Source organism: Rhodococcus sp. 21391 (genome assembly GCF_016772255.1).
Classification (GTDB): domain Bacteria; phylum Actinomycetota; class Actinomycetes; order Mycobacteriales; family Mycobacteriaceae; genus Rhodococcus_F; species Rhodococcus_F opacus.
This window is the reverse complement of sequence record NZ_CP063781.1, coordinates 4,770,249-4,788,616: the sequence shown is the minus strand read 5'-3', so window position 1 is coordinate 4,788,616 and position 18,368 is coordinate 4,770,249. Positions and strand designations below refer to the sequence as shown.

Genomic DNA, 18,368 nt, shown 5'->3' with positions numbered 1-18,368 from the left:
GCGAGAGGAGGAGACGCCCAGTGAGCCAACGGGAGTGGATCGAAAAGGACTTCTACAAGGAGCTGGGCGTCTCGTCCCACGCATCCGCGGACGAGATCAAGAAGGCGTACCGCAAACTCGCCCGCGACCTTCATCCCGACGCGAACCCCGGCGACACGAAGGCCGAGGAGCGTTTCAAGTCCGTCAGCGAAGCACACGCCGTGCTCTCGGACCCTGCCAAGCGCAAGGAATACGATGAGGCCCGGCGACTGTTCGCGAGCGGCGGTTTCGGTCAGGGCGGCGGCGGATTCAACCCCGGAGCCGGCGGTTTCGGCCAGGGCGGATTCGACATCAACGACCTGTTCGGTGGCGGCGGCGCGGCGGCCGGTGACGGCGGCCTCGGCGACATCTTCGGTGGCCTGTTCAATCGCGGCGCCGGTGGTGGCGGCGCGACCCGCACGACCAACCGTCCCCGTCGTGGCAGCGACGTCGAGACGGAGACGACCCTCGAATTCCGTGAAGCCACGCTGGGCGTCACGGTTCCGCTGCGACTGACCAGCCCGTCGCCGTGCACCACCTGCCACGGCAGCGGTGCCAAGCCGGGAACCAGCCCGCGAGTCTGCCCGCGCTGCAACGGGACCGGAATCGTCAGCCGAAACCAGGGCGCGTTCGGGTTCAGTGAGCCGTGCGACGACTGCCGCGGTACCGGCTCGATCATCGACTCGCCGTGCGAGGTGTGCCACGGCAACGGCGTCACAAACCGGACCCGCACCATCACCGTCCGCGTTCCCGCGGGTGTCAGCGACGGACAGAAGATCCGGCTGGCAGGCCAGGGGGAGGCGGGCCTGCGCGGCGCGCCGTCCGGCGACCTGTTCGTCACGGTCCGGGTGCGTCCCGACAAGGTGTTCGGCCGCAACGGCGACGACCTCACCCTCGTCGTCCCCGTCAGCTACGGTGAGCTCGTGCTCGGAACCACGGTCTCCGTCCCCACGTTGGAGGGGCGCGTGGGTGTGAAGATTCCGGCGGGCACAGCCGACGGCCGGGTTCTGCGGGTACGCGGCCGAGGCGTTCCCAAGCGCGCGGGTGGCGCCGGTGACCTGCTGGTCACGGTCAAGGTCGCCGTTCCGCAGAAGCTCGACGACCCCGCCACCGAAGCACTGAAGACCTATCTGGAAGCAGAGAAGGCCAGCGGATTCGATCCCAGGGCCGGGTGGGCAGGTGCCTGATGAGCGATACGACCCAGGATCCACGCGAGACCGCCGTTGATCCGGACGCCCAGATCTTCGTGATCTCGGTGGCCGCGGAACTCGCCGGCATGCATGCCCAGACGTTGCGCAACTACGACCGGCTCGGTCTCGTCACCCCGCACCGCACGTCCGGTGGCGGGCGACGGTACTCGCCGCGGGATGTGGCGCTGCTCCGTGAGGTGCAGCGCCTCTCGCAGGACGAGGGTGTCAACCTCGCCGGGATCAAGCGGATCATCGAACTCACCAACCAGGTGGAGGCTCTACAGCACCGGGTTCGCGAGCTGGCCGAGGAGATCGCCAAGATTCACGCCGGCTACCGGCGCGACCTGGTGCCGATCCCGCGGAGCAATGCGCTCGTCGTGTGGAAGCCGCGACACCAGCGCTGACCCGGCGATCTCTCGGGTGAACCGAACCGATGTCGCACTGGTCCTGTCGGAGTGAACCAGTGCGACATCGGGCCCCAACCCCCGGCTCATCGGTCGCGGTTGCCCCAGCGGGGCCCGCGGCGGGTGCGTGATCGCGGAATGTTCATCTCCTCGAGACGTGCCTTGATCTCCTCGGTGGTCCACATCGTGCGGGAGACGGTGGGGGTGGGGGTCTCGGTGACGTGCATGATCATGTTCTCCGGCTTTCTTCGAGTGTTCGGTGGATGGTCGGGATCGTCTGTCAGGGGTGTCCGTACAGGTGGTAGCCGGCGTTCATGTTCGGGTAGCCCGAGTCGATCCAGCTGCTGATGCCGTAGGCGTGGCCGTAGTCGGCGTCGACGCGGGTGCCGTCCACGTCGGTGGTGTTGCTGTAGTTGTCGGCGCGGAACACGGCTTGGGCACCACCGGGGAGCGCGTAGGTGGCGTCCACCTCGACGCCGTTCGGATCGGTGGAGAATGCCTTCACGATCTGGCTGCTGTGCGGGGCGAGGTAGTCCGACGGCGCCTGAATCCACTGCCCGTAGGGGTTCGACGAGCCCGCGAGGACCATCGGCAGGTCGGTGTCGTTGCTGATCGTCATCGCGATCGTGGGTCCCGATGTCGGCATCGTGCCCGCGGTGGCAACACCTGCTGCGGCGATGGCGAATCCGGTGACGGCCACTGCGGTGGCGGGCAGTGCGATGAAGAGTGCGACGCGGCGGCGGGCGGTGGTGCGCATGATGGCTTCTCCTGAGTTGTGACACTTCGGGGGGAACGTCTGGGGCCGTGGGGGTTTCGGTTTCCGATCTCCCGTTTTCCGGTGTGCACCAACTATGTCGCGAATATGCGCCGTCGTCTGTCCACCGACAGGACCGAGGGCGGGATGAATTCGGTGTCCACCGATCGGGGGACACCGGCGCCGCGAAGTGCTCCGCGCGGGCCTGCTCTCGTGAGAAAGTGAGCAATGGACTTCGCCGGAGTCGCTTCGCATCGGACCGCGCCGTGAGTGCCGTGCGTGTGGTGGTGGGCGACGACCACCCGATCTTTCGGGACGGTGTCGTCCGTGCGCTCCTGGCGAGTGGCGACATCGAGGTGGTCGGCGAGGCGGACGACGGTGCGGCGGCGCTCGCCCTGATCCGCGAACTCGCCCCCGACGTCGCACTGCTCGACTATCGGATGCCGGAGCTGGACGGTTCCCAGGTGGCGGCGGCCGTCCGGCGAGCCGAACTGGCCACGCGGGTGCTGCTGCTGTCGGCGCACGACGAGTCCGCGATCGTCTACCACGCGCTGCAGGAGGGGGCGGCGGGGTTCCTGCCCAAGGAGTCCACTCGGGCGGAGATCGTGAAAGCCGTCCTGGACTGCGCTCAGGGCCGCGACGTCCTCCCCGCCTCCCTCGCCGTCGGACTGGCCGGCGAGGTGCGTCGTCGCAGTGAACCGGTCGGGCCGGCGCTGAGCGGCCGGGAGAAGGAAGTGCTGGCGCTCATTGCGCGCGGCCAGAGCATTCCCACGATCGCCGGAGAGCTGTATCTGGCGCCGTCGACGGTCAAGACTCATGTCCAGCGCCTGTACGAGAAGCTCGGGGTGAGCGACCGCGCGGCCGCGGTGGCCGAGGCGATGCGACGCGGCTTGCTGGAGTGACGTGCCGCTTCCGTCCCAGAGTCGCGTAGTCCGTCGCTACAGCACCGAGGCCGTCCGGGTGACCGCCATTCTCCGGTTACCGCTGATCGGGCTGATGGCGCTGCTCGGGCCGGTGATCCGCGTGGTGCACTGGAAACCCGACGTCTTCGCCGGGCTGCTGATCGGGTATGCGGCTCTGGCGCTCGGCTGGCTGATCTTCGTTCTGGTGCGGGACGTCGGACCGTGGGCGGGCTGGGTGTCCACCGCGGCGGACGTCACCGCGGTGGTGGCGTTGTGTATCGCCTCGGGCGGCGCGACGTCGGTGCTGCTGCCGGTGTTCTTCCTGCTGCCGATCTCGGTGGCGTTCCAGTACCGGCCGCGTCTGACGGCGATCGTCGGGGTTTGTACCGCCCTCGGGTACCAGGTGGTGTGGATCGTCTACTCCAAGCGCGACGACGCAGTCGGCTTCCCCGACGAGGTGTACCTCTACTTCGGCTTCCTGTTGTGGCTCGCGGCCGCGACGACGGCGTTGTCGTACGTGCTGGTCCGGCGCTCTGCGACGGTGATCTCGCTGATGGATGTGCGCAGGCAGCTGATCGCCGAATCGATGGGCGCCGAGGAACGCGAGCGACGGCAACTGGCCGAAGACCTTCACGACGGGCCCCTGCAGAATGTCCTGGCCGCCCGGCTGGACGTGGAGGAGGCCTTGGAGCGAAACCCGGACGACATGCTGGTCGCCGCCGAGTCCGCCCTCCGCGAGACCGCGGCGCAACTGCGGTCCACGGTCACCACACTGCATCCGCAGGTCCTCGCGCAGCTGGGCCTCACCGCGGCGCTGCGCGAACTCACCGATCTCTACGCCCGGCGGGGGTTCGAGATGTCGGTGAGCCTCGACGACGTCGGTCACCCCGACTGCCAGGAGCTGCTCTACCGGGTGGCGCGGGAACTGCTCACCAACGTGACCAGACATGCCCGCGCCACGACGATCGAATTCGCACTCACCCGTGCCGACGGGCGGACCACTCTGACGGTCGCCGACGACGGCGCCGGTTTCGATCCGGCCGTCGTCCCGGAACGGGTGGCGCAGGGGCACATCGGGCTGGCGTCGCACATCGTGCGGGTCGAAAGCCTCGGCGGTACCTTCGACGTCACGTCCTCACCCGGATCGGGCACCCGCGTGGTGGTGACGGTGCCGGACTCGCGCTGACCGCGCTGGGCGGTTGACGTGTTCGCTGACGGGTAATCGGGGAACAGTCGATCGCGAAGGAAGGGCAGAGCAATGGGTACGCGCGAGTCATCCCGGACGAAGTCGCCGGTTCAGATCGCCGCGCTCGTCGTGGGTGTGGTATTCCTCCTGGTCGGGATCCTGGGCTTCGTTCCCGGCATCACGACCGACTACGACCTGCTCGGCGGCGCCGGGCACCATTCGGGCGCGAAACTGCTGGGAATATTCCAGGTTTCGGTGCTGCACAACCTCGTTCACCTGATTTTCGGCGTCGCCGGCATCGCATTCGCCAGGACCGTACGGACTGCGCGCCTGTACCTGATCGTCGGCGGTGTGGTCTATCTCGTTCTGTGGATCTACGGACTGGTGATCGACCAGGCCAGTGCGGCGAACTTCGTGCCGGTCAACACGGCAGACAATTGGCTGCACTTCGCACTCGGCGCCGGAATGGTCGCGCTCGGATTCTTCACGGCGCGGGTCGGGTCGTCGCCCGCAACGGACCCGACCCGACCACACTCGCCGATGGACTAGTCACTGCGGGTGACGGCCCTCGGCGAACTCCTCGACGATCTTCGCGCAGAACGCGGGCAGGTCGTCGGGGTTGCGGCTCGACACCAATCCGTTGTCGACCACCACTTCCTCGTCGACCACGGTTCCGCCGGCGTTGCGGATGTCGGTGCGCACGCTCGGATACGACGTGAGAGTGCGGCCGCGGACGACGTCGGCCTCGACCAACGTCCACGGTCCGTGGCAGATCACGCCCACCGGTTTGCCCGAAGCGACGAAGTCGCGGACGAAGGCGACGGCCGACTCGTCCATCCGAAGGTGGTCGGGGTTCGTGGTGCCGCCGGGCAGGATCAGTGCGTCGAAGTCGGCGACCGACACGTCGCCGACCACGGCGTCGACGGCGTAGGTGCCTGCCGCGTTCACGTCCGAGTTCATGGCCTGGATCTTGCCGGGGGACAACGAGATCAGCCGAACCTCCGCGCCGGCGTCCTCCACGGCCTTTCGTGGTTCGACGAGTTCGACTTCCTCGACCCCGTCGGTGGCCAGGATCGCGACCTTCCGGCCGCGCAGTGTGTCTGCCGATGTCATGGGCACTTCCTTCCTCTGGTGAACACAAGCGACGGGTACCCGGTCGGCCCGAAGCCAATCGGGTGGGAATCAGAGTCTTCGGAGATCGGTGGTTGCGGGGCCCTCGAGAAGTGTTCCGCCGGCAGTGAATCGGGACCCGTGCAGCGGGCAGTCCCACGAAGCCTCCGCATCGTTCCAGCGGAGCACGCCACCGAGGTGCGGGCAGACGGCGCAGACACGCTCGGTGTGACCGTCCGAGGTGTATTCGCCGACGGGCAGCAGTCCCTCTCGCACGATGCGGGCCCGGCCCTGCCCCCGTTGCCGCCCCACGAGCGCGTCACCCCAGCCCGCGACCATCTCCACCGCCACCTCGCCGTTCGCCTTCACCGCCGCCGGAAGGTCGAAAAGCTGCGTCGGCGAATAGCTCTGGAATGCCTCGCCCCACCGCATGTGGCCACCCAGAATGCGTCCGGCGAGCACGAGACCGGCGGCGACGCCGTTCGAGAGACCCCACTTGCCGTAGCCCGTGGCGATGAGAATGCCGTCACTGCCGGGAACCAGTGGGCCGACGTAGGGGAGCGCGTTCAGCGAGGAGTAGTCCTGCGCCGACCAGCGGTGGGTCGGCGTCGCCCCGGGAAAATGACGGCCGGTCCAGGCCAGTAGATCGTCGACCGCGGCCTGCGGCGACGTGCTTCGCCCGACATCGTGACCGTTGCCGCCGACGACCAGAACACGACCGGCCTCGGCTGGGCGCAGCGACCGGGTGGGCTGATCGGCGGTCAGGTACATGCCCCCGGGTGCACCGCCCGGCACCCGGAACGCCGCAGCATACGATCGTTCCGCCTTCAGCCGGGCGAAGAATCCTCCGCGATCGAGGATCGGAGTTCCCGTCGCGAGAACCACGCGGCGGGCTTCGATGTCGCCGTCCGGCGTCGACAGGACGTGGAATCGCACCAGCGTCCGGACCGACGTCACACGACGGTGCTCGAACACGTCGCCGCCGTGCGTGATCAGGTCGCGGGCCACCGCATGGAGAACGGGCATCGGGTCCAGGAACGCCTGGTCGTCGAGTGTGACGGCGTCGACGTGGGGCACCGGGATCTCGAGTTCGGGCACGAGTCGCACAGGCAGGCCCGCCGATCGCGCGGCCGTGTACTGGGCGCGCACCGCGTCGACGCCGGACTCGGTCTGCGCGAACGTAAAATCCGGTGCCGTGCCGACGGGAATCTCGCGGTCGTGGCAGTACCGGAGCAGCCACTGCTGGCCTTCCAGGTTTCCCTCGACATACGAGCGCAGGATGTGCGACGCGTGGCGTCGGCCGATCTCGGCAAGCCGGGTACCTTGGAGCACACTGACCTTGCCCGTGGTGTTCCCTGTCGTGACGGCCCCGATGGTTCGCGCTTCGACGACGGCGACGTGCTGTCCCGCACGGGCGAGCAGTAACCCGGTGATCAGCCCGGTCACCCCCGCGCCCACCACCACGGTGTCGTACCGTCCGCGTTCGTCCCACGATCGCCCCGTTACCGCGCCGCGGTGACCGGCGACGTGATCGAGCCAGAGGGAAGACATCACGGCTTCAGGAGAATCTTCACAGCGCCGTCTTCCTTCTTCTGGAAGATCTCGTACGCGTGCGGCGCGTGGTCCAGTGGCAGTTCGTGAGTGGCGAACGTGTCGACACCCAGGGGGTCGGCGTCGGTGAGCAACGGCAGGATGTCCGGGACCCACCGCTTCACGTTGGCTTGCCCCATCCGCAGCTGAATCTGCTTGTCGAACAGGGTGAGCATCGGTATCGGGTCCGCCATTCCTCCGTACACCCCGATGAGCGAGAGGGTGCCGCCGCGCCGCACGATGTCGATGGCCGAGTACAGCGCGTGCAGCCGGTCGATTCCCGCCGTAGACATCAACGGGGCCGCGATGGCATCGGGCAGGTACGACGTGACCTGCTGCAGGAGTTTCGCGCCGGGGGAGCCGTGCGCTTCCATGCCGACGGCGTCGATGACGGAATCGGGTCCGCGGCCGTCGGTCATCTCCCGGATCACGTCGCCGAGTTCGCTCTCGGCGTTGTTCAGGTCGACCGTCTCGATCTGCCGCGCCCGCGCTCGGGCGAGCCGCTCGGGCACGAGATCGACGCCGATGACCCGAAAACCCTTGTGCGTGGCGATGCGTGCCGCCATGTCGCCGATCGGTCCGAGCCCGAGAACGACGACGGAACCGCCGTCGGGTATCTCCGCGTACTCGACGGCCTGCCATGCCGTCGGCAGCACGTCGGACAGATACACGAAGCGCGAATCCGGTGGACCCTCCGGAACCGTGATGTGGGTGTTCTTCACGTGCGGCACCCGAAGATACTCGGCCTGGCCGCCGGGAACGCTCCCGTACAGTTTCGAATAGCCGAACAGCGCTGCGCCCATGCCCTCGTCCCGGATCTGGGTGATCTCGCACTGGGTGAACAGCTTCCGATCGCACATGTGGCAGCTGCCGCAGGATATCTGGAACGGGATGACCAGCCGGTCGCCGACCTTCACGTCGGTCACCTCGGACCCCACCTCGCGGACGATGCCCATCGGTTCGTGGCCGAGGATGTCGCCCTCGTTCATGAACGCACCGAGCAGTTCGTACAGGTGCAGGTCGGAGCCGCAGATGTTGGTGGTGGTGATCTCGACGACAGCGTCGGTCTTCTGTTCGATCACCGGGTCGGGAACGGTGTCGACGCTGACCTTCCGTTTGCCCTGCCACGTCACGGCTCTCATCGGGCTCTCCGGTTCGCCTTCTCGATCGCGTCGACGAGTCCGTCCTTGGTCATGGTGGACCGGCCGTGTATGTCGAGTCGCTGCGCGATGTGCATGAGGTGGTCCTTGCTCGCGTTGGCGTCGACGCCCTCTGCCGTCTCACCGGACGCGTTCGGGCCGCCGCTCTTCGCGCGCTCGTCCGAGGGGCCCTTCTCGTCCTTGGCCTCCCAGTGGTCCCCGACCTTCTCGTAGCTGTGTTTGAGGGTGTCGTACGCGACGCGATGCGCCCGTTCCTCGTCCCCGTACTGGTCCATTGCGGAGTCGTACACCTTGGCGAACGTGCGCTGCGCCTTCTCGGACGACTTCTTCAGCGTCCCGGGGAGCTCGCGCTTCTTCGGCTTGCCGCTGTCGGTGGTCTTCGGCACGGAAATCCTCCTCGGTGTAGAGGTGCCCGCACGGACGATTACCCGACTCTCGGAGATCTATGCGAGCGGGGGAGGAACTCGACCGGGCGCGGAGGTCAGCGCCTGCTCGAGCAGTTCCAGGGCACGGTCGGTCGTTGCGGTCACGACGTCCTGCGGTTCACCGTCGAATCGGTGCATCTCGGTGTCGATGCGGCCGTGGGTGAAGAGTCCGAACCAGACGGTCCCCGGCGGTTGCCCGTCCTGGGGGTCGGGGCCGCCCGCACCGGTCACTGCGACGGCGATGTCGGCTCCGAGCAGTTCCGCGACCGCACTTGCCATCGCGCGGGCACTGGCCTCACTGACGACGGGACCGTCCGGCACCTTCAGCACCCGGTGTTTCACTTCGCTGGAATACGCGACCACGCTGCCCCGGTACCAGTCGGAGGACGCGGGCGCGGCGCCGAGAATGCATGAGATCTGCCCGCCGGTGAGGGATTCCGCCGTGGCGAGGAAGACGTGCGCGCTCTGCGCCGCGGTCGAGATCCGTTCTGCGATTCGGTCCTGCGGACTCATGGACCTCACGATATCGGACGTGTTCCGGCCCGGAGTTGCCGTCGCCACCCGCGAGCCAGGTGGAACAGGTTTCAGTTTTTCCGGTTTCCGGTTAGGGTGTCGGTGACCCAGGACACAGAAAATCCAGGCCGCCGGACCATGCGCCTCGGCGTCGCGGGAGTAGAAGGATCACAGATGACCGACGAGTTCGCAGATCTGCATCGACCCGCCTTCGCTGCAGACCTCCTCATCACTGCACTGGAACGCAACTCCGACAAGCCGGCGCTCTACCTCGGCGACGTCGTCCTCACCGGCGGTGAGATGCGCGATCAGATCAGTTGCTTTGCGCAGGCACTGGCTTCACTCGGAATCGGTAAAGGCACGAGCACCGCCATGCTGTCCAAGAACAGGCCCGAAGTGCTCATCAGCATGGGCGCCACCATGATCTCCGGATGCCGCGCCAGCGCGCTGAACCCGATGGGCTCGCTCGACGACCATCTGTACATCGTCGGCGACGCCGAGATTCAGACGTTGATCTTCGATCCCACCGCCTTCGAGGAGCGCGCCGCCGAACTGGTGGCGCAGTCGCCGTCGATCGAGAACGTGTTGTCGTTGGGGCCGTCCGAAGTGGGTACCGACATTCTCGCCCTCGCCGAGACGTTCACCCCGCAACGCCTGCGGGCGGCGGACGTGGCCGCCGACGACAACAGCAGCATGGTCTACACCGGCGGCACCACCGGCAAGCCGAAGGGTGTCGTCGGCTCCTACCAGTCCGGCGCGACACTCAACCAGATCCAGATGGCCGAGTGGCAGTGGCCCGACGAACCGCGTTTCCTCATCTGCACGCCGCTGTCGCACGCCGGCGCCGCCTTCTTCATCCCGACCCTGCTGCGTGGCGGCGCGCTGATCGTGTTGCCCGCGTTCGAGCCCGGTGCCGTCCTCGAGGCGATCGAGAAGCACAAGATCTCGGCCACGATGCTCGTCCCCACCATGATCTACCTGCTGATGGATCACCCCGATCTGCCGAAGCGGGACGTGTCCAGCCTGCAGACCCTCTTCTACGGCGCCTCGGCGATGTCGCCGGCCCGGTTGAAGGAGGGCATCGAGAAGTTCGGCCAGATCTTCTTCCAGTTCTACGGCCAGACCGAATGCGGAATGACCATCGCGGTGCTGCGGAAGGAAGAGCACCTGGCGGACGATCCCAGCCGGCTCGCGACGTGCGGGCGTCCCGTGCCCTGGCTGAACGTCGCCCTGCTCGACGACGACCTGAACGAGGTCCCCCAGGGTGAGCTCGGTGAGATCTGCGTCCGCGGCCCGCTGGTCATGAAGGGGTACTGGAAGAAGCCCGCCGAGACCGCCGAGGCCTTCCGCGGCGGATGGCTGCACACAGGCGACGTCGCACGCAAGGACAAAGACGGATTCATGACGATCGTCGACCGAAAGAAGGACATGATCGTCACCGGCGGATTCAACGTGTTCCCCCGGGAGATCGAGGACGTCATCTCGGCGCATCCGGCCGTCGGCTCGGTCGCGGTAGTCGGCGTTCCGGACGAGAAGTGGGGCGAGGCCGTGAAGGCGTGCGTGGTATTGCGGGCCGGGCAGACAGTCGACGCCGCCGAACTCGTCGAACGGGTGCGGGCCGCGAAGGGATCGGTGCACGCCCCCAAATCGATCGACTTCGTCGACACGCTGCCGCTCACCCCGCTCGGCAAACTGGACAAGAAGGCGCTGCGCTCCCGGTACTGGGAAAGTGCAGACCGAGCGGTCGGATAGCACGACCAGGGCGGAAAACAAGGGACCTGGTCTGCGGCGTGGCGCCCGCGCCTATAGTCTGCCCAAGTACTTCGCGGCGAGGCCGCGTTCAGTCGGTGACGAGGATGCGCGGTGGATTCACAGGCAATATCGCTGGTCCGGTCGAGTTTCAAGGCTATCGCGGCGGTGCCGGACGGGCCCCAGACTCTGTCGCGGTCCTTCTATGCCCTGCTGTTCGCGCGGTATCCCGACGCCCGGGACTTCTTCCCCGCGGCCATGGACGTGCAACGCGACCGGTTGATCTCCGCCGTCCAGTACGTGATCGAACGGCTCGAGGAGGAATCCGGGCAGATCCTCGCCTACCTCGCCCAGCTCGGCCGCGACCACCGTAAGTACGGAATCGAGGACGCGCACTACGTCGCCGTCGGCAACTCCCTGATCGCCGCGGTGGAGCAGTTCCCCTCGACCGAGCCGTGGACCGACGAACTCGAGCAGGCGTGGCGCGACGTCCTCTCGGTCGTCGCCGCCACCATGATGGATGCGGCCAACGCCGAGAGCGGCCCGCCGGCGTGGGGCGCGACCGTGATCGAGCACCTCCAGGTCCGCAAGGACGTGTCGATCGTCCGCCTGCAACTCGACGAGCCGATGACCTACACCGCCGGTCAGTACGTGAGCGTGCAGGTGCCGTCGCGTCCCCGGATGTGGCGGTACCTGTCGCCGGCGAACCCCGTCAACGACCAGGGCATCATCGAGTTCCATGTCCGACGGGTGTCGGGCGGCTGGGTCAGCCCCGCCATCGTCAGCCAGACACTCGTGGGCGAGCGGTGGGTGATCGGGTCCCCGCTCGGCGACCTGGGAGTCCGCTACGACAACGGTCGCGACATCCTCATGATCGGATCGGGGACGGGAATCGCGCCGCTCCGCGCGCAGATCCTGCAGATGTCGCAGCGCGGCCAGGACCGCCGCGTCCACGTCTTCTTCGCCGGGCGGTACCCCTGCGACCTCTACGACCTGGGCACCCTGTGGGCACTCGCGGAGCAGAATCCGTGGCTGACCGTCGTCCCGGTCACCGAGGAGGACGAGGACCCGTGGTGGTACACCGGCCCGAGCAGCGCCGCGTTGCCCGGCATGCACCGCCGGTTGACCGGCAAGGTCGGGCAGGTCGTCGCCGACTTCGGGACGTGGGCCGAGCGCGACATCCAGCTCGTCGGCTCCGAGGCGATGATCAACACCACCAAGTTCCGGCTGCACGCGGCGGGCACTCCGCCGGAGAACATCCGGCACGACCCGTCCTACTGATCGGAACGGCTCAGTACGGGTCGAACTGAATGTTCTCCGTGGGGGTCCCGGTGTCCCGGAGACGGTCGAGGGTGGCGCGGACCATCGCCGCCGAACCGCACACCAGCACCTGGTGCTCGGTGAACGCGCCGTAGGACGTCACGACGTCGGGTAGCGAGCCCTCGATGAGGTCGTCCTCGGTGAACCCCACGTCCACTCTGGTGCGCTCGTACCATTCGTCGGTCCAGTCCGGATTCACGACGTTCTCCACCACCGGAATGACGGTGAGCCACGGCAGATCCTGCAGCAGCAGGTAGAGCATGTCGGACGCATACAGATCGCGCGGAGTCCGATCGCCCGTGAACAGGAACACCCGCGGCGGATTCGGCTTGCGCGACAGGTCCAGCAGGATCGACCGGAACGGGGCCAGGCCGGTGCCGCCGGCGACCATGATGACATCCGGCCCGTCCTCGTCGACGGACATCGTGCCGCGCGGTTCGAGAATCTGCCACTGGTCGCCGGGCGAGGTCCCCGTGACGATGTCACCGCTGACCCAGCCACCGGGCACCGTCCGGACGTGGAATTCAAGCTTGCCGTCCAGTGACGGCGGCAGGGCGGGGGAGAGTCTGCGCAGCAGCCGCGGGTTCTGGGGCACGCTCACGTCCACGTATTGCCCCGGCGCGAACGGGACGTAGTCACCGACGAGGCGGACCACGGCGAGGTCGTGCCGCAGGCGGTGATGTTCGACGACAGTGCTGGTCCAGGTGGTCTGCGTGGCTTGCATGGCGTGATGCTCTCCCGACGGTCGAACCGGATAGCGGATGGGCAGGGACGGGCTGCGCGACTAGATCAGGGGGTCGTGCCGGATCAGTTCGGGCGGTGTACCGCCGCGCTGCAACGCGTACACGGTGGTCTTGATCATCGCCGGAGAACCGGAGATCTGGATCTGCCGGTCCGCCCACGACCCGAACCGGGCGACGACGCGGCCGAGCTGCCCCTGGAGTCGTTGATGCAATCCCGGTGGCGCCTCCGGGGCGGGAATCGTGTGCCACCACGGGTCCTCGTCCTCCTCGGACACGGGAACCACGGTCAGCCACGGATTGCTCAGCGACAGGTGCCACAGGGTCTCGATGTCGTACAGATCGCACGGATACTTGCCGCCCACGAACATGTGGACCCGCGGATTGTTCGACCGCATCGCCATTTCCATCACCTGGGCGCGCAGCGGCGCGATGCCGGTCCCCGAACCGATCATCAGGACGTCCTGCCCGCTGTCGCGGTCGACCTCGAGACCGCCCAGCGGGGAGCTGAGCAGCCAGCGGTCGCCCACTTGCGTCTCGTTCACGATGGCGGGGCTCACCCACCCACCCGACACGCGGCGGACGTGGAACTCGAGCTGGCCGTACGGGTTGGCGGGGATGGCAGCCGACAGGTACCGCCACATCCGGGGTCGCTGCGGGATCTGGACGCTGAGGTACTGGCCCGCACCGTAGGGGATGGGGGAGTCGGTCTCGAGACGGACGATCGCGAGGTCGTCGAGGCGGCGTTCGTGATCGACCACGGTGGCGCCCCACGCGGCGGGCAGGTCGTCGGTGTCCGCGGCGTCGGCCATCGTGTGGAGGAGGAGGTCGAGCAGTTCCGTCCAGGCCGCGGTCAGCGAGGGCGTCCAGATGGCCTGGGTGAAGGAACTCTGCACGGCGACCAGCAGCGCATTGCCCGACGCGAAGTAGTGCCTGCCCTCGACGCCGTACTTGCGGTGGTCGCGGCCGAGCTGGCTGAGGAAACCGAGGACCCGGCCCTCGTCGTCGAGGTTGTCGATGACGAACTGCAGTGCCTGGAACAGGCGGTGACCCTGCTGATCCAGCGCAGGCGGGAAGAGCGCGCGGAATTCGGGGTGTTCGGCGAACAGGGTGGCGTAGAACGTGGTGGTGAGCCGGTTGCGTCCGTGTTCGGTGGACACGATCGACGAAAAGCTGGCGCGCAGACGCGAAATCACGAGCGGATCGAGGCAATCTCGTGTCAAGCCGTCCCCTGCCTCCGTGCCTGCTGATTCGAACACCCGCATTCTAGCCGTCCCGCGGGCGGACCCCGGGTTACAGCAACGGCCGGTTCGGCGTGTGCCCCCGGTATTTCGGTGGGTCGCTATTGAGCTGTGACCACCGGCAAGGCACGATGCATCCAGTTGACAGGCAGTGTTACCGAGGGGGGCCCATGAGAGTTGGCGGTGCGCGGGATCGGGGTCGGTTTCGTCCGGGGATGCCCAGTTCGGCCCGGGTTCGCCGAGCCGCCGCTGTCGTGGCGGCCGTGACGCTGACGGCGATCGGCGGCGGAGGCGTCGTCTCCGCCGAACCCCGGACGACGATCGAGTCGGTCTCGGCCGACGAGGCGCCCGACGGTTCGCGGTTGGTCGAGGTCACCACGGTGGGCGAATCGCAGATGAACTTCACCGTCCACTCGACCGCCATGGACAAGGACATCACCGTCCGGGTCATCCGGGCCGCGTCGGAGAAGCGTCCCACCGTCTACATGCTCGGCGGCGTCGAGGGGAACTCCGAGCAGTTCGGCTGGGAGCAGAAGGCGGACGTCGAGAAGTTCTTCTCCGACAAGGACGTCAACGTGGTCATCCCGTTCGGTGGCCAGTCCAGTTACTACGCGGACTGGAAGCAGGACGACCCCGAGCTCGGGCGGAACAAGTGGCAGACGTTCCTGACGAAGGAACTGTCACCCATCGTCGATTCCGCGCTCGAGACGACCGGGAAGAACGCCATCGCCGGGCTGTCCATGTCGGCCACCAGCGTCCTCAACCTCGCGATCTCCAAGCCGGGGCTGTATCAGAGCGTCGGGGCGTACAGCGGGTGCGCGATGACGAGCGACCCGGTGGCGCGGCGGTTCGTCGAGATCACGGTGTCGGACTTCGGCGGCAACCCCGAGAACATGTGGGGTGCGGCCAACGATCCGCTGTGGGCCGCGAACGATCCGTACGTCAACGCGGAGAAGCTCCGGGGGACCACCCTCTACATCTCCAATGGCAGCGGGCTGCCGGGACCGTACGACACCCTCGACGCCCGGACCGTCGGCGGCGACCGTCGCAACCTCGCGACGCAGGTCGTGGTGGGTGGTGTCATCGAGGCCGTCACCAACGACTGCACGATACGGCTGGCGGAGAAACTCCGCGCCCTGGACATTCCGGCCACGGTCGATCTCCGGCCGGTCGGCACACACTCGTGGGGGTACTGGCGCGACGACCTGTCCGCATCCTGGCCGACGATGGCGGCCGCGATCGGGGCCTGACATCTCGCCCCGCGAACCGTCGCGGGGCGAGAGAATGGGTGTAGCGGAAAATTTCCAAAGTTGAGCGGAACAGACTCAACCCTTCGCGCGTTAAGAAGATGACAGCGTCGCCACGTGCCACTCGGCCCCGGGCGGCGGACCGCTCTACAACGCCAGAAGAGGTGAACAGTGGACTCGTTCAATCCGACCACCAAGACCCAGGCCGCGATGACCGCTGCGCTCCAGTCGGCGTCGTCGGCCGGTAATCCCGACATCAGGCCCGCGCATCTGCTCGTGGCCCTGCTCGACCAGACCGACGGCATCGCCGCCCCGCTGCTCAAGGCGATCGGCGTCGATCCCACCGTGGTCCATCGTGAAGCGCAGGATCTCGTCGACCGGCTCCCCAAGACGACGGGCGCCACGACCACACCGCAGCTCGGCCGCGAGGCCCTCGCCGCACTCACCGCAGCACAGCACCTCGCCACCGAACTCGACGACGAGTACGTGTCGACGGAACACCTGATGGTCGGACTCGCCTCGGGTGAGTCGGACGTGACCGGACTGCTGAAGCGGCACGGCGCCACCCCCGAGGCGCTGCGTGACGCGTTCACCACCGTCCGCGGCAGTGCGCGCGTCACCAGCCCGGACCCGGAAGGGACGTACCAGGCGCTCGAGAAGTACTCCACCGATCTCACCGCGGCGGCCCGCAACGGCAAGCTCGACCCGGTGATCGGCCGCGACAACGAGATCCGCCGCGTCGTGCAGGTACTCAGCCGCCGGACCAAGAACAACCCGGTGCTGATCGGTGAGCCCGGCGTCGGCAAGACCGCCATCGTCGAGGGGCTCGCTCAGCGCATCGTCGCAGGCGACGTTCCCGAATCGCTGCGCGGCAAGTCCGTGATCTCCCTGGACCTCGGATCGATGGTCGCGGGCGCCAAGTACCGCGGCGAGTTCGAGGAGCGACTCAAGGCCGTCCTCGACGACATCAAGAACTCGGCCGGTCAGGTCATCACGTTCATCGACGAGCTCCACACCATCGTCGGTGCGGGTGCCACCGGTGAGTCCGCGATGGACGCGGGCAACATGATCAAGCCGATGCTCGCCCGCGGCGAGCTGCGGCTCGTCGGCGCGACCACGCTCGACGAGTACCGCAAGTACATCGAGAAGGACGCGGCCCTCGAACGCCGCTTCCAGCAGGTGCTGGTGGGTGAACCGTCCGTCGAGGACACCGTCGGCATCCTGCGCGGGCTCAAGGAGCGGTACGAGGTGCACCATGGCGTGCGCATCACCGACTCCGCGCTCGTCGCCGCCGCCACGCTCAGCGACCGGTACATCACGTCCCGGTTCCTCCCGGACAAGGCGATCGACCTCGTGGACGAGGCCGCGTCCCGGCTGCGTATGGAGATCGACTCGCGACCCGAGGAGATCGACTCCGTCGAACGCATCGTCCGCCGCCTCGAGATCGAGGAGATGGCGCTGCAGAAGGAATCCGACGCGGCGTCGAAGGACCGGCTCGAGAAGCTGCGTCAGGAACTGGCGGACGAACGGGAGAAGCTCAATCAGCTGACCACCCGCTGGCAGAACGAGAAGCAGGCCATCGACTCCGTGCGCGGGGTCAAGGAGCAGCTCGAGACGTTGCGCGGCGAGGAGGAACGCGCCGAACGCGACGGCGACCTCGGCCGGGCGGCGGAGCTGCGGTACGGCCGCATCCCGCAGCTCGAGAAGGAACTCGAGCAGGCGGCCCGCGAGTCCGGTGCCGCCGCCGACGGCGACGTCATGCTCAAGGAGGAAGTGGGTCCCGACGACGTCGCAGACGTGGTCGCAGCATGGACCGGCATCCCCGCCGGCCGCATGTTGGAGGGCGAGACCGCCAAGCTGCTGCGGATGGAGTCCGAACTCGGCAAGCGGGTCGTCGGCCAGGAAGAGGCCGTCGTCGCCGTCTCGGATGCGGTTCGCCGCGCCCGCGCCGGAGTCGCCGACCCCAACCGGCCCACCGGGTCGTTCCTGTTCCTCGGACCGACCGGCGTCGGTAAGACGGAGCTCGCGAAGTCCCTCGCGGACTTCCTGTTCGACGACGAGCGCGCCATGGTCCGCATCGACATGTCCGAGTACAGCGAGAAGCATTCGGTGGCCCGGCTCGTCGGCGCCCCGCCCGGATACGTCGGGTACGAGGCGGGCGGCCAGCTCACCGAGGCCGTGCGGCGGCGTCCGTACACGGTCGTGCTGTTCGACGAGGTGGAGAAGGCGCACCCCGACGTGTTCGACATCCTGCTCGCCGTCCTCGACGAAGGTCGGTTGACGGACGGTCAGGGACGCACGGTCGACTTCCGCAACACCATCCTGATCCTCACGTCCAATCTCGGTGCGGGTGGATCACGGGAGCAGGTGATGGACGCGGTCCGGCACGCGTTCAAGCCGGAGTTCATCAACCGGCTCGACGACGTCGTGATCTTCGAGTCGCTCACGGAAGAGCAGCTCGAGTCCATCGTCGACATCCAGCTCGCCCAGTTGTCCCGCCGGCTCGCGGCGCGGCGACTGACGCTGGACGTGTCCGAGTCGGCCCGCTTCTGGCTGGCCGTCCGCGGCTACGACCCCATGTACGGGGCCAGGCCGCTGCGCCGGCTGATCCAGCAGGCCATCGGCGACCAGCTCGCGAAGCTGCTCCTCGCCGGTGACGTCAAGGACGGTGACACCGTCCCCGTGAAGGTGTCCGAGACCGGGGACGCGCTCGTCCTCGGCTGACCCCTCGGGTGAGTGGCGCGGTGTGCTCCCGCACGCCGTGCCACTCACCTGTGTTTTCACAGCGACGTCTTAAGTTTCGTCGTTACCCTGGACCG

At 67.6% G+C, this 18,368-nt stretch carries 18 protein-coding genes; 9 read left to right on the top strand and 9 right to left on the bottom strand.

Annotated elements, in window-relative coordinates:
* Positions 1-20 precede the first annotated feature (20 nt).
* Positions 21-1,205 (top strand): molecular chaperone DnaJ, encoded by a 1,185-nt coding sequence (gene dnaJ / locus GO592_RS22285; protein WP_005238348.1) that lies wholly within the window; start codon positions 21-23, stop codon positions 1,203-1,205.
* Positions 1,205-1,612 carry a heat shock protein transcriptional repressor HspR gene (locus tag GO592_RS22280; RefSeq protein ID WP_005238357.1) on the top strand — a complete coding sequence of 136 codons (408 nt, stop codon included), beginning with the start codon at positions 1,205-1,207 and terminating at the stop codon, positions 1,610-1,612. The genes dnaJ and GO592_RS22280 overlap by 1 nt, the downstream gene beginning before the upstream one ends.
* A gap of 86 nt (positions 1,613-1,698) precedes the next feature.
* On the opposite strand, the gene GO592_RS22275 is transcribed toward GO592_RS22280, so the two are convergent.
* Both GO592_RS22275 and GO592_RS22270 read right to left on the bottom strand, forming a co-directional pair.
* Positions 1,699-1,839: a hypothetical protein gene (locus tag GO592_RS22275; RefSeq protein WP_162130654.1), complete on the bottom strand. Its 141-nt coding sequence runs from the start codon at positions 1,837-1,839 to the stop codon at positions 1,699-1,701.
* A 53-nt stretch (positions 1,840-1,892) separates the two neighbouring features.
* A complete protein-coding gene (locus GO592_RS22270; RefSeq protein WP_005256788.1) occupies positions 1,893-2,369 on the bottom strand; it encodes a hypothetical protein in 477 nt (158 codons plus the stop codon).
* 272 nt (positions 2,370-2,641) lie between these two features.
* On the opposite strand from GO592_RS22270, the gene GO592_RS22265 reads away from it, so the two are divergent.
* From GO592_RS22265 to GO592_RS22255, 3 genes are all read left to right on the top strand, one after another.
* Positions 2,642-3,268 (top strand): response regulator, encoded by a 627-nt coding sequence (locus GO592_RS22265; RefSeq protein WP_025432069.1) that lies wholly within the window; start codon positions 2,642-2,644, stop codon positions 3,266-3,268.
* 1 nt (position 3,269) lies between these two features.
* Positions 3,270-4,454 (top strand): sensor histidine kinase, encoded by a 1,185-nt coding sequence (locus tag GO592_RS22260; RefSeq protein ID WP_007299779.1) that lies wholly within the window; start codon positions 3,270-3,272, stop codon positions 4,452-4,454.
* A gap of 72 nt (positions 4,455-4,526) precedes the next feature.
* Positions 4,527-5,003, top strand: a complete 477-nt coding sequence (locus GO592_RS22255) for a DUF4383 domain-containing protein (protein ID WP_007299778.1) — start codon at positions 4,527-4,529, stop codon at positions 5,001-5,003.
* On the opposite strand, the gene GO592_RS22250 is transcribed toward GO592_RS22255, so the two are convergent.
* The 5 genes from GO592_RS22250 to GO592_RS22230 all read right to left on the bottom strand — a co-directional run bounded on the left by GO592_RS22250 (position 5,004) and on the right by GO592_RS22230 (position 9,252).
* Positions 5,004-5,567 carry a type 1 glutamine amidotransferase domain-containing protein gene (locus GO592_RS22250; protein WP_007299777.1) on the bottom strand — a complete coding sequence of 188 codons (564 nt, stop codon included), beginning with the start codon at positions 5,565-5,567 and terminating at the stop codon, positions 5,004-5,006. It abuts the gene before it with no gap.
* A 69-nt stretch (positions 5,568-5,636) separates the two neighbouring features.
* Entirely contained in the window at positions 5,637-7,115 is a 1,479-nt protein-coding gene (locus GO592_RS22245) for an FAD-dependent oxidoreductase (protein ID WP_007299776.1), read from the bottom strand.
* Positions 7,115-8,296, bottom strand: coding sequence for a zinc-dependent alcohol dehydrogenase (locus GO592_RS22240; protein WP_007299775.1), 1,182 nt, complete (start codon positions 8,294-8,296; stop codon positions 7,115-7,117). The genes GO592_RS22245 and GO592_RS22240 overlap by 1 nt, the downstream gene beginning before the upstream one ends.
* Complete coding sequence (locus tag GO592_RS22235; RefSeq protein WP_007299774.1) at positions 8,293-8,700, bottom strand: ChaB family protein; 408 nt, start codon at positions 8,698-8,700, stop codon at positions 8,293-8,295. The genes GO592_RS22240 and GO592_RS22235 overlap by 4 nt, the downstream gene beginning before the upstream one ends.
* 57 nt (positions 8,701-8,757) lie before the next feature.
* Positions 8,758-9,252, bottom strand: a complete 495-nt coding sequence (locus GO592_RS22230) for a CinA family protein (protein WP_005256797.1) — start codon at positions 9,250-9,252, stop codon at positions 8,758-8,760.
* A 174-nt stretch (positions 9,253-9,426) separates the two neighbouring features.
* Between GO592_RS22230 and GO592_RS22225 the strand changes: the two genes are divergently transcribed.
* Positions 9,427-11,004 (top strand): AMP-binding protein, encoded by a 1,578-nt coding sequence (locus GO592_RS22225; RefSeq protein WP_007299773.1) that lies wholly within the window; start codon positions 9,427-9,429, stop codon positions 11,002-11,004.
* Between the two features lie 111 nt (positions 11,005-11,115).
* Complete coding sequence (locus GO592_RS22220) at positions 11,116-12,282, top strand: FAD-binding oxidoreductase (protein ID WP_007299772.1); 1,167 nt, start codon at positions 11,116-11,118, stop codon at positions 12,280-12,282.
* A 10-nt stretch (positions 12,283-12,292) separates the two neighbouring features.
* Here GO592_RS22220 and GO592_RS22215 read toward each other — a convergent pair whose 3' ends face one another.
* Positions 12,293-13,045, bottom strand: a complete 753-nt coding sequence (locus tag GO592_RS22215) for an FAD-binding oxidoreductase (RefSeq protein WP_007299771.1) — start codon at positions 13,043-13,045, stop codon at positions 12,293-12,295.
* 60 nt (positions 13,046-13,105) lie between these two features.
* Positions 13,106-14,326, bottom strand: a complete 1,221-nt coding sequence (locus GO592_RS22210; protein ID WP_050998683.1) for a globin domain-containing protein — start codon at positions 14,324-14,326, stop codon at positions 13,106-13,108.
* 191 nt (positions 14,327-14,517) lie between these two features.
* Here GO592_RS22210 and GO592_RS22205 point away from each other — a divergent pair, with 191 nt between their 5' ends.
* Both GO592_RS22205 and clpB read left to right on the top strand, forming a co-directional pair.
* Entirely contained in the window at positions 14,518-15,552 is a 1,035-nt protein-coding gene (locus tag GO592_RS22205; protein ID WP_039952529.1) for an alpha/beta hydrolase, read from the top strand.
* Positions 15,553-15,720: 168 nt separating this feature from the next.
* Positions 15,721-18,273: an ATP-dependent chaperone ClpB gene (gene clpB / locus GO592_RS22200; RefSeq protein WP_007299768.1), complete on the top strand. Its 2,553-nt coding sequence runs from the start codon at positions 15,721-15,723 to the stop codon at positions 18,271-18,273.
* Positions 18,274-18,368: the final 95 nt, after the last annotated feature.

What these genes read in the sequence shown, in the direction of transcription:
- GO592_RS22210 (WP_050998683.1), bottom strand. Translation starts at nt 14,326, where the DNA reads ATGCGGGTGTTCGAATCAGCAGGCACGGAGGCAGGGGACGGCTTGACA.
- GO592_RS22250 (WP_007299777.1), bottom strand. Translation starts at nt 5,567, where the DNA reads ATGACATCGGCAGACACACTGCGCGGCCGGAAGGTCGCGATCCTGGCC.
- GO592_RS22280 (WP_005238357.1), top strand. Translation starts at nt 1,205, where the DNA reads ATGAGCGATACGACCCAGGATCCACGCGAGACCGCCGTTGATCCGGAC.
- GO592_RS22230 (WP_005256797.1), bottom strand. Translation starts at nt 9,252, where the DNA reads ATGAGTCCGCAGGACCGAATCGCAGAACGGATCTCGACCGCGGCGCAG.
- GO592_RS22205 (WP_039952529.1), top strand. Translation starts at nt 14,518, where the DNA reads ATGCCCAGTTCGGCCCGGGTTCGCCGAGCCGCCGCTGTCGTGGCGGCC.
- GO592_RS22245 (WP_007299776.1), bottom strand. Translation starts at nt 7,115, where the DNA reads ATGTCTTCCCTCTGGCTCGATCACGTCGCCGGTCACCGCGGCGCGGTA.
- GO592_RS22240 (WP_007299775.1), bottom strand. Translation starts at nt 8,296, where the DNA reads ATGAGAGCCGTGACGTGGCAGGGCAAACGGAAGGTCAGCGTCGACACC.
- GO592_RS22270 (WP_005256788.1), bottom strand. Translation starts at nt 2,369, where the DNA reads ATGCGCACCACCGCCCGCCGCCGCGTCGCACTCTTCATCGCACTGCCC.
- GO592_RS22255 (WP_007299778.1), top strand. Translation starts at nt 4,527, where the DNA reads ATGGGTACGCGCGAGTCATCCCGGACGAAGTCGCCGGTTCAGATCGCC.
- GO592_RS22225 (WP_007299773.1), top strand. Translation starts at nt 9,427, where the DNA reads ATGACCGACGAGTTCGCAGATCTGCATCGACCCGCCTTCGCTGCAGAC.
- GO592_RS22275 (WP_162130654.1), bottom strand. Translation starts at nt 1,839, where the DNA reads ATGCACGTCACCGAGACCCCCACCCCCACCGTCTCCCGCACGATGTGG.
- GO592_RS22215 (WP_007299771.1), bottom strand. Translation starts at nt 13,045, where the DNA reads ATGCAAGCCACGCAGACCACCTGGACCAGCACTGTCGTCGAACATCAC.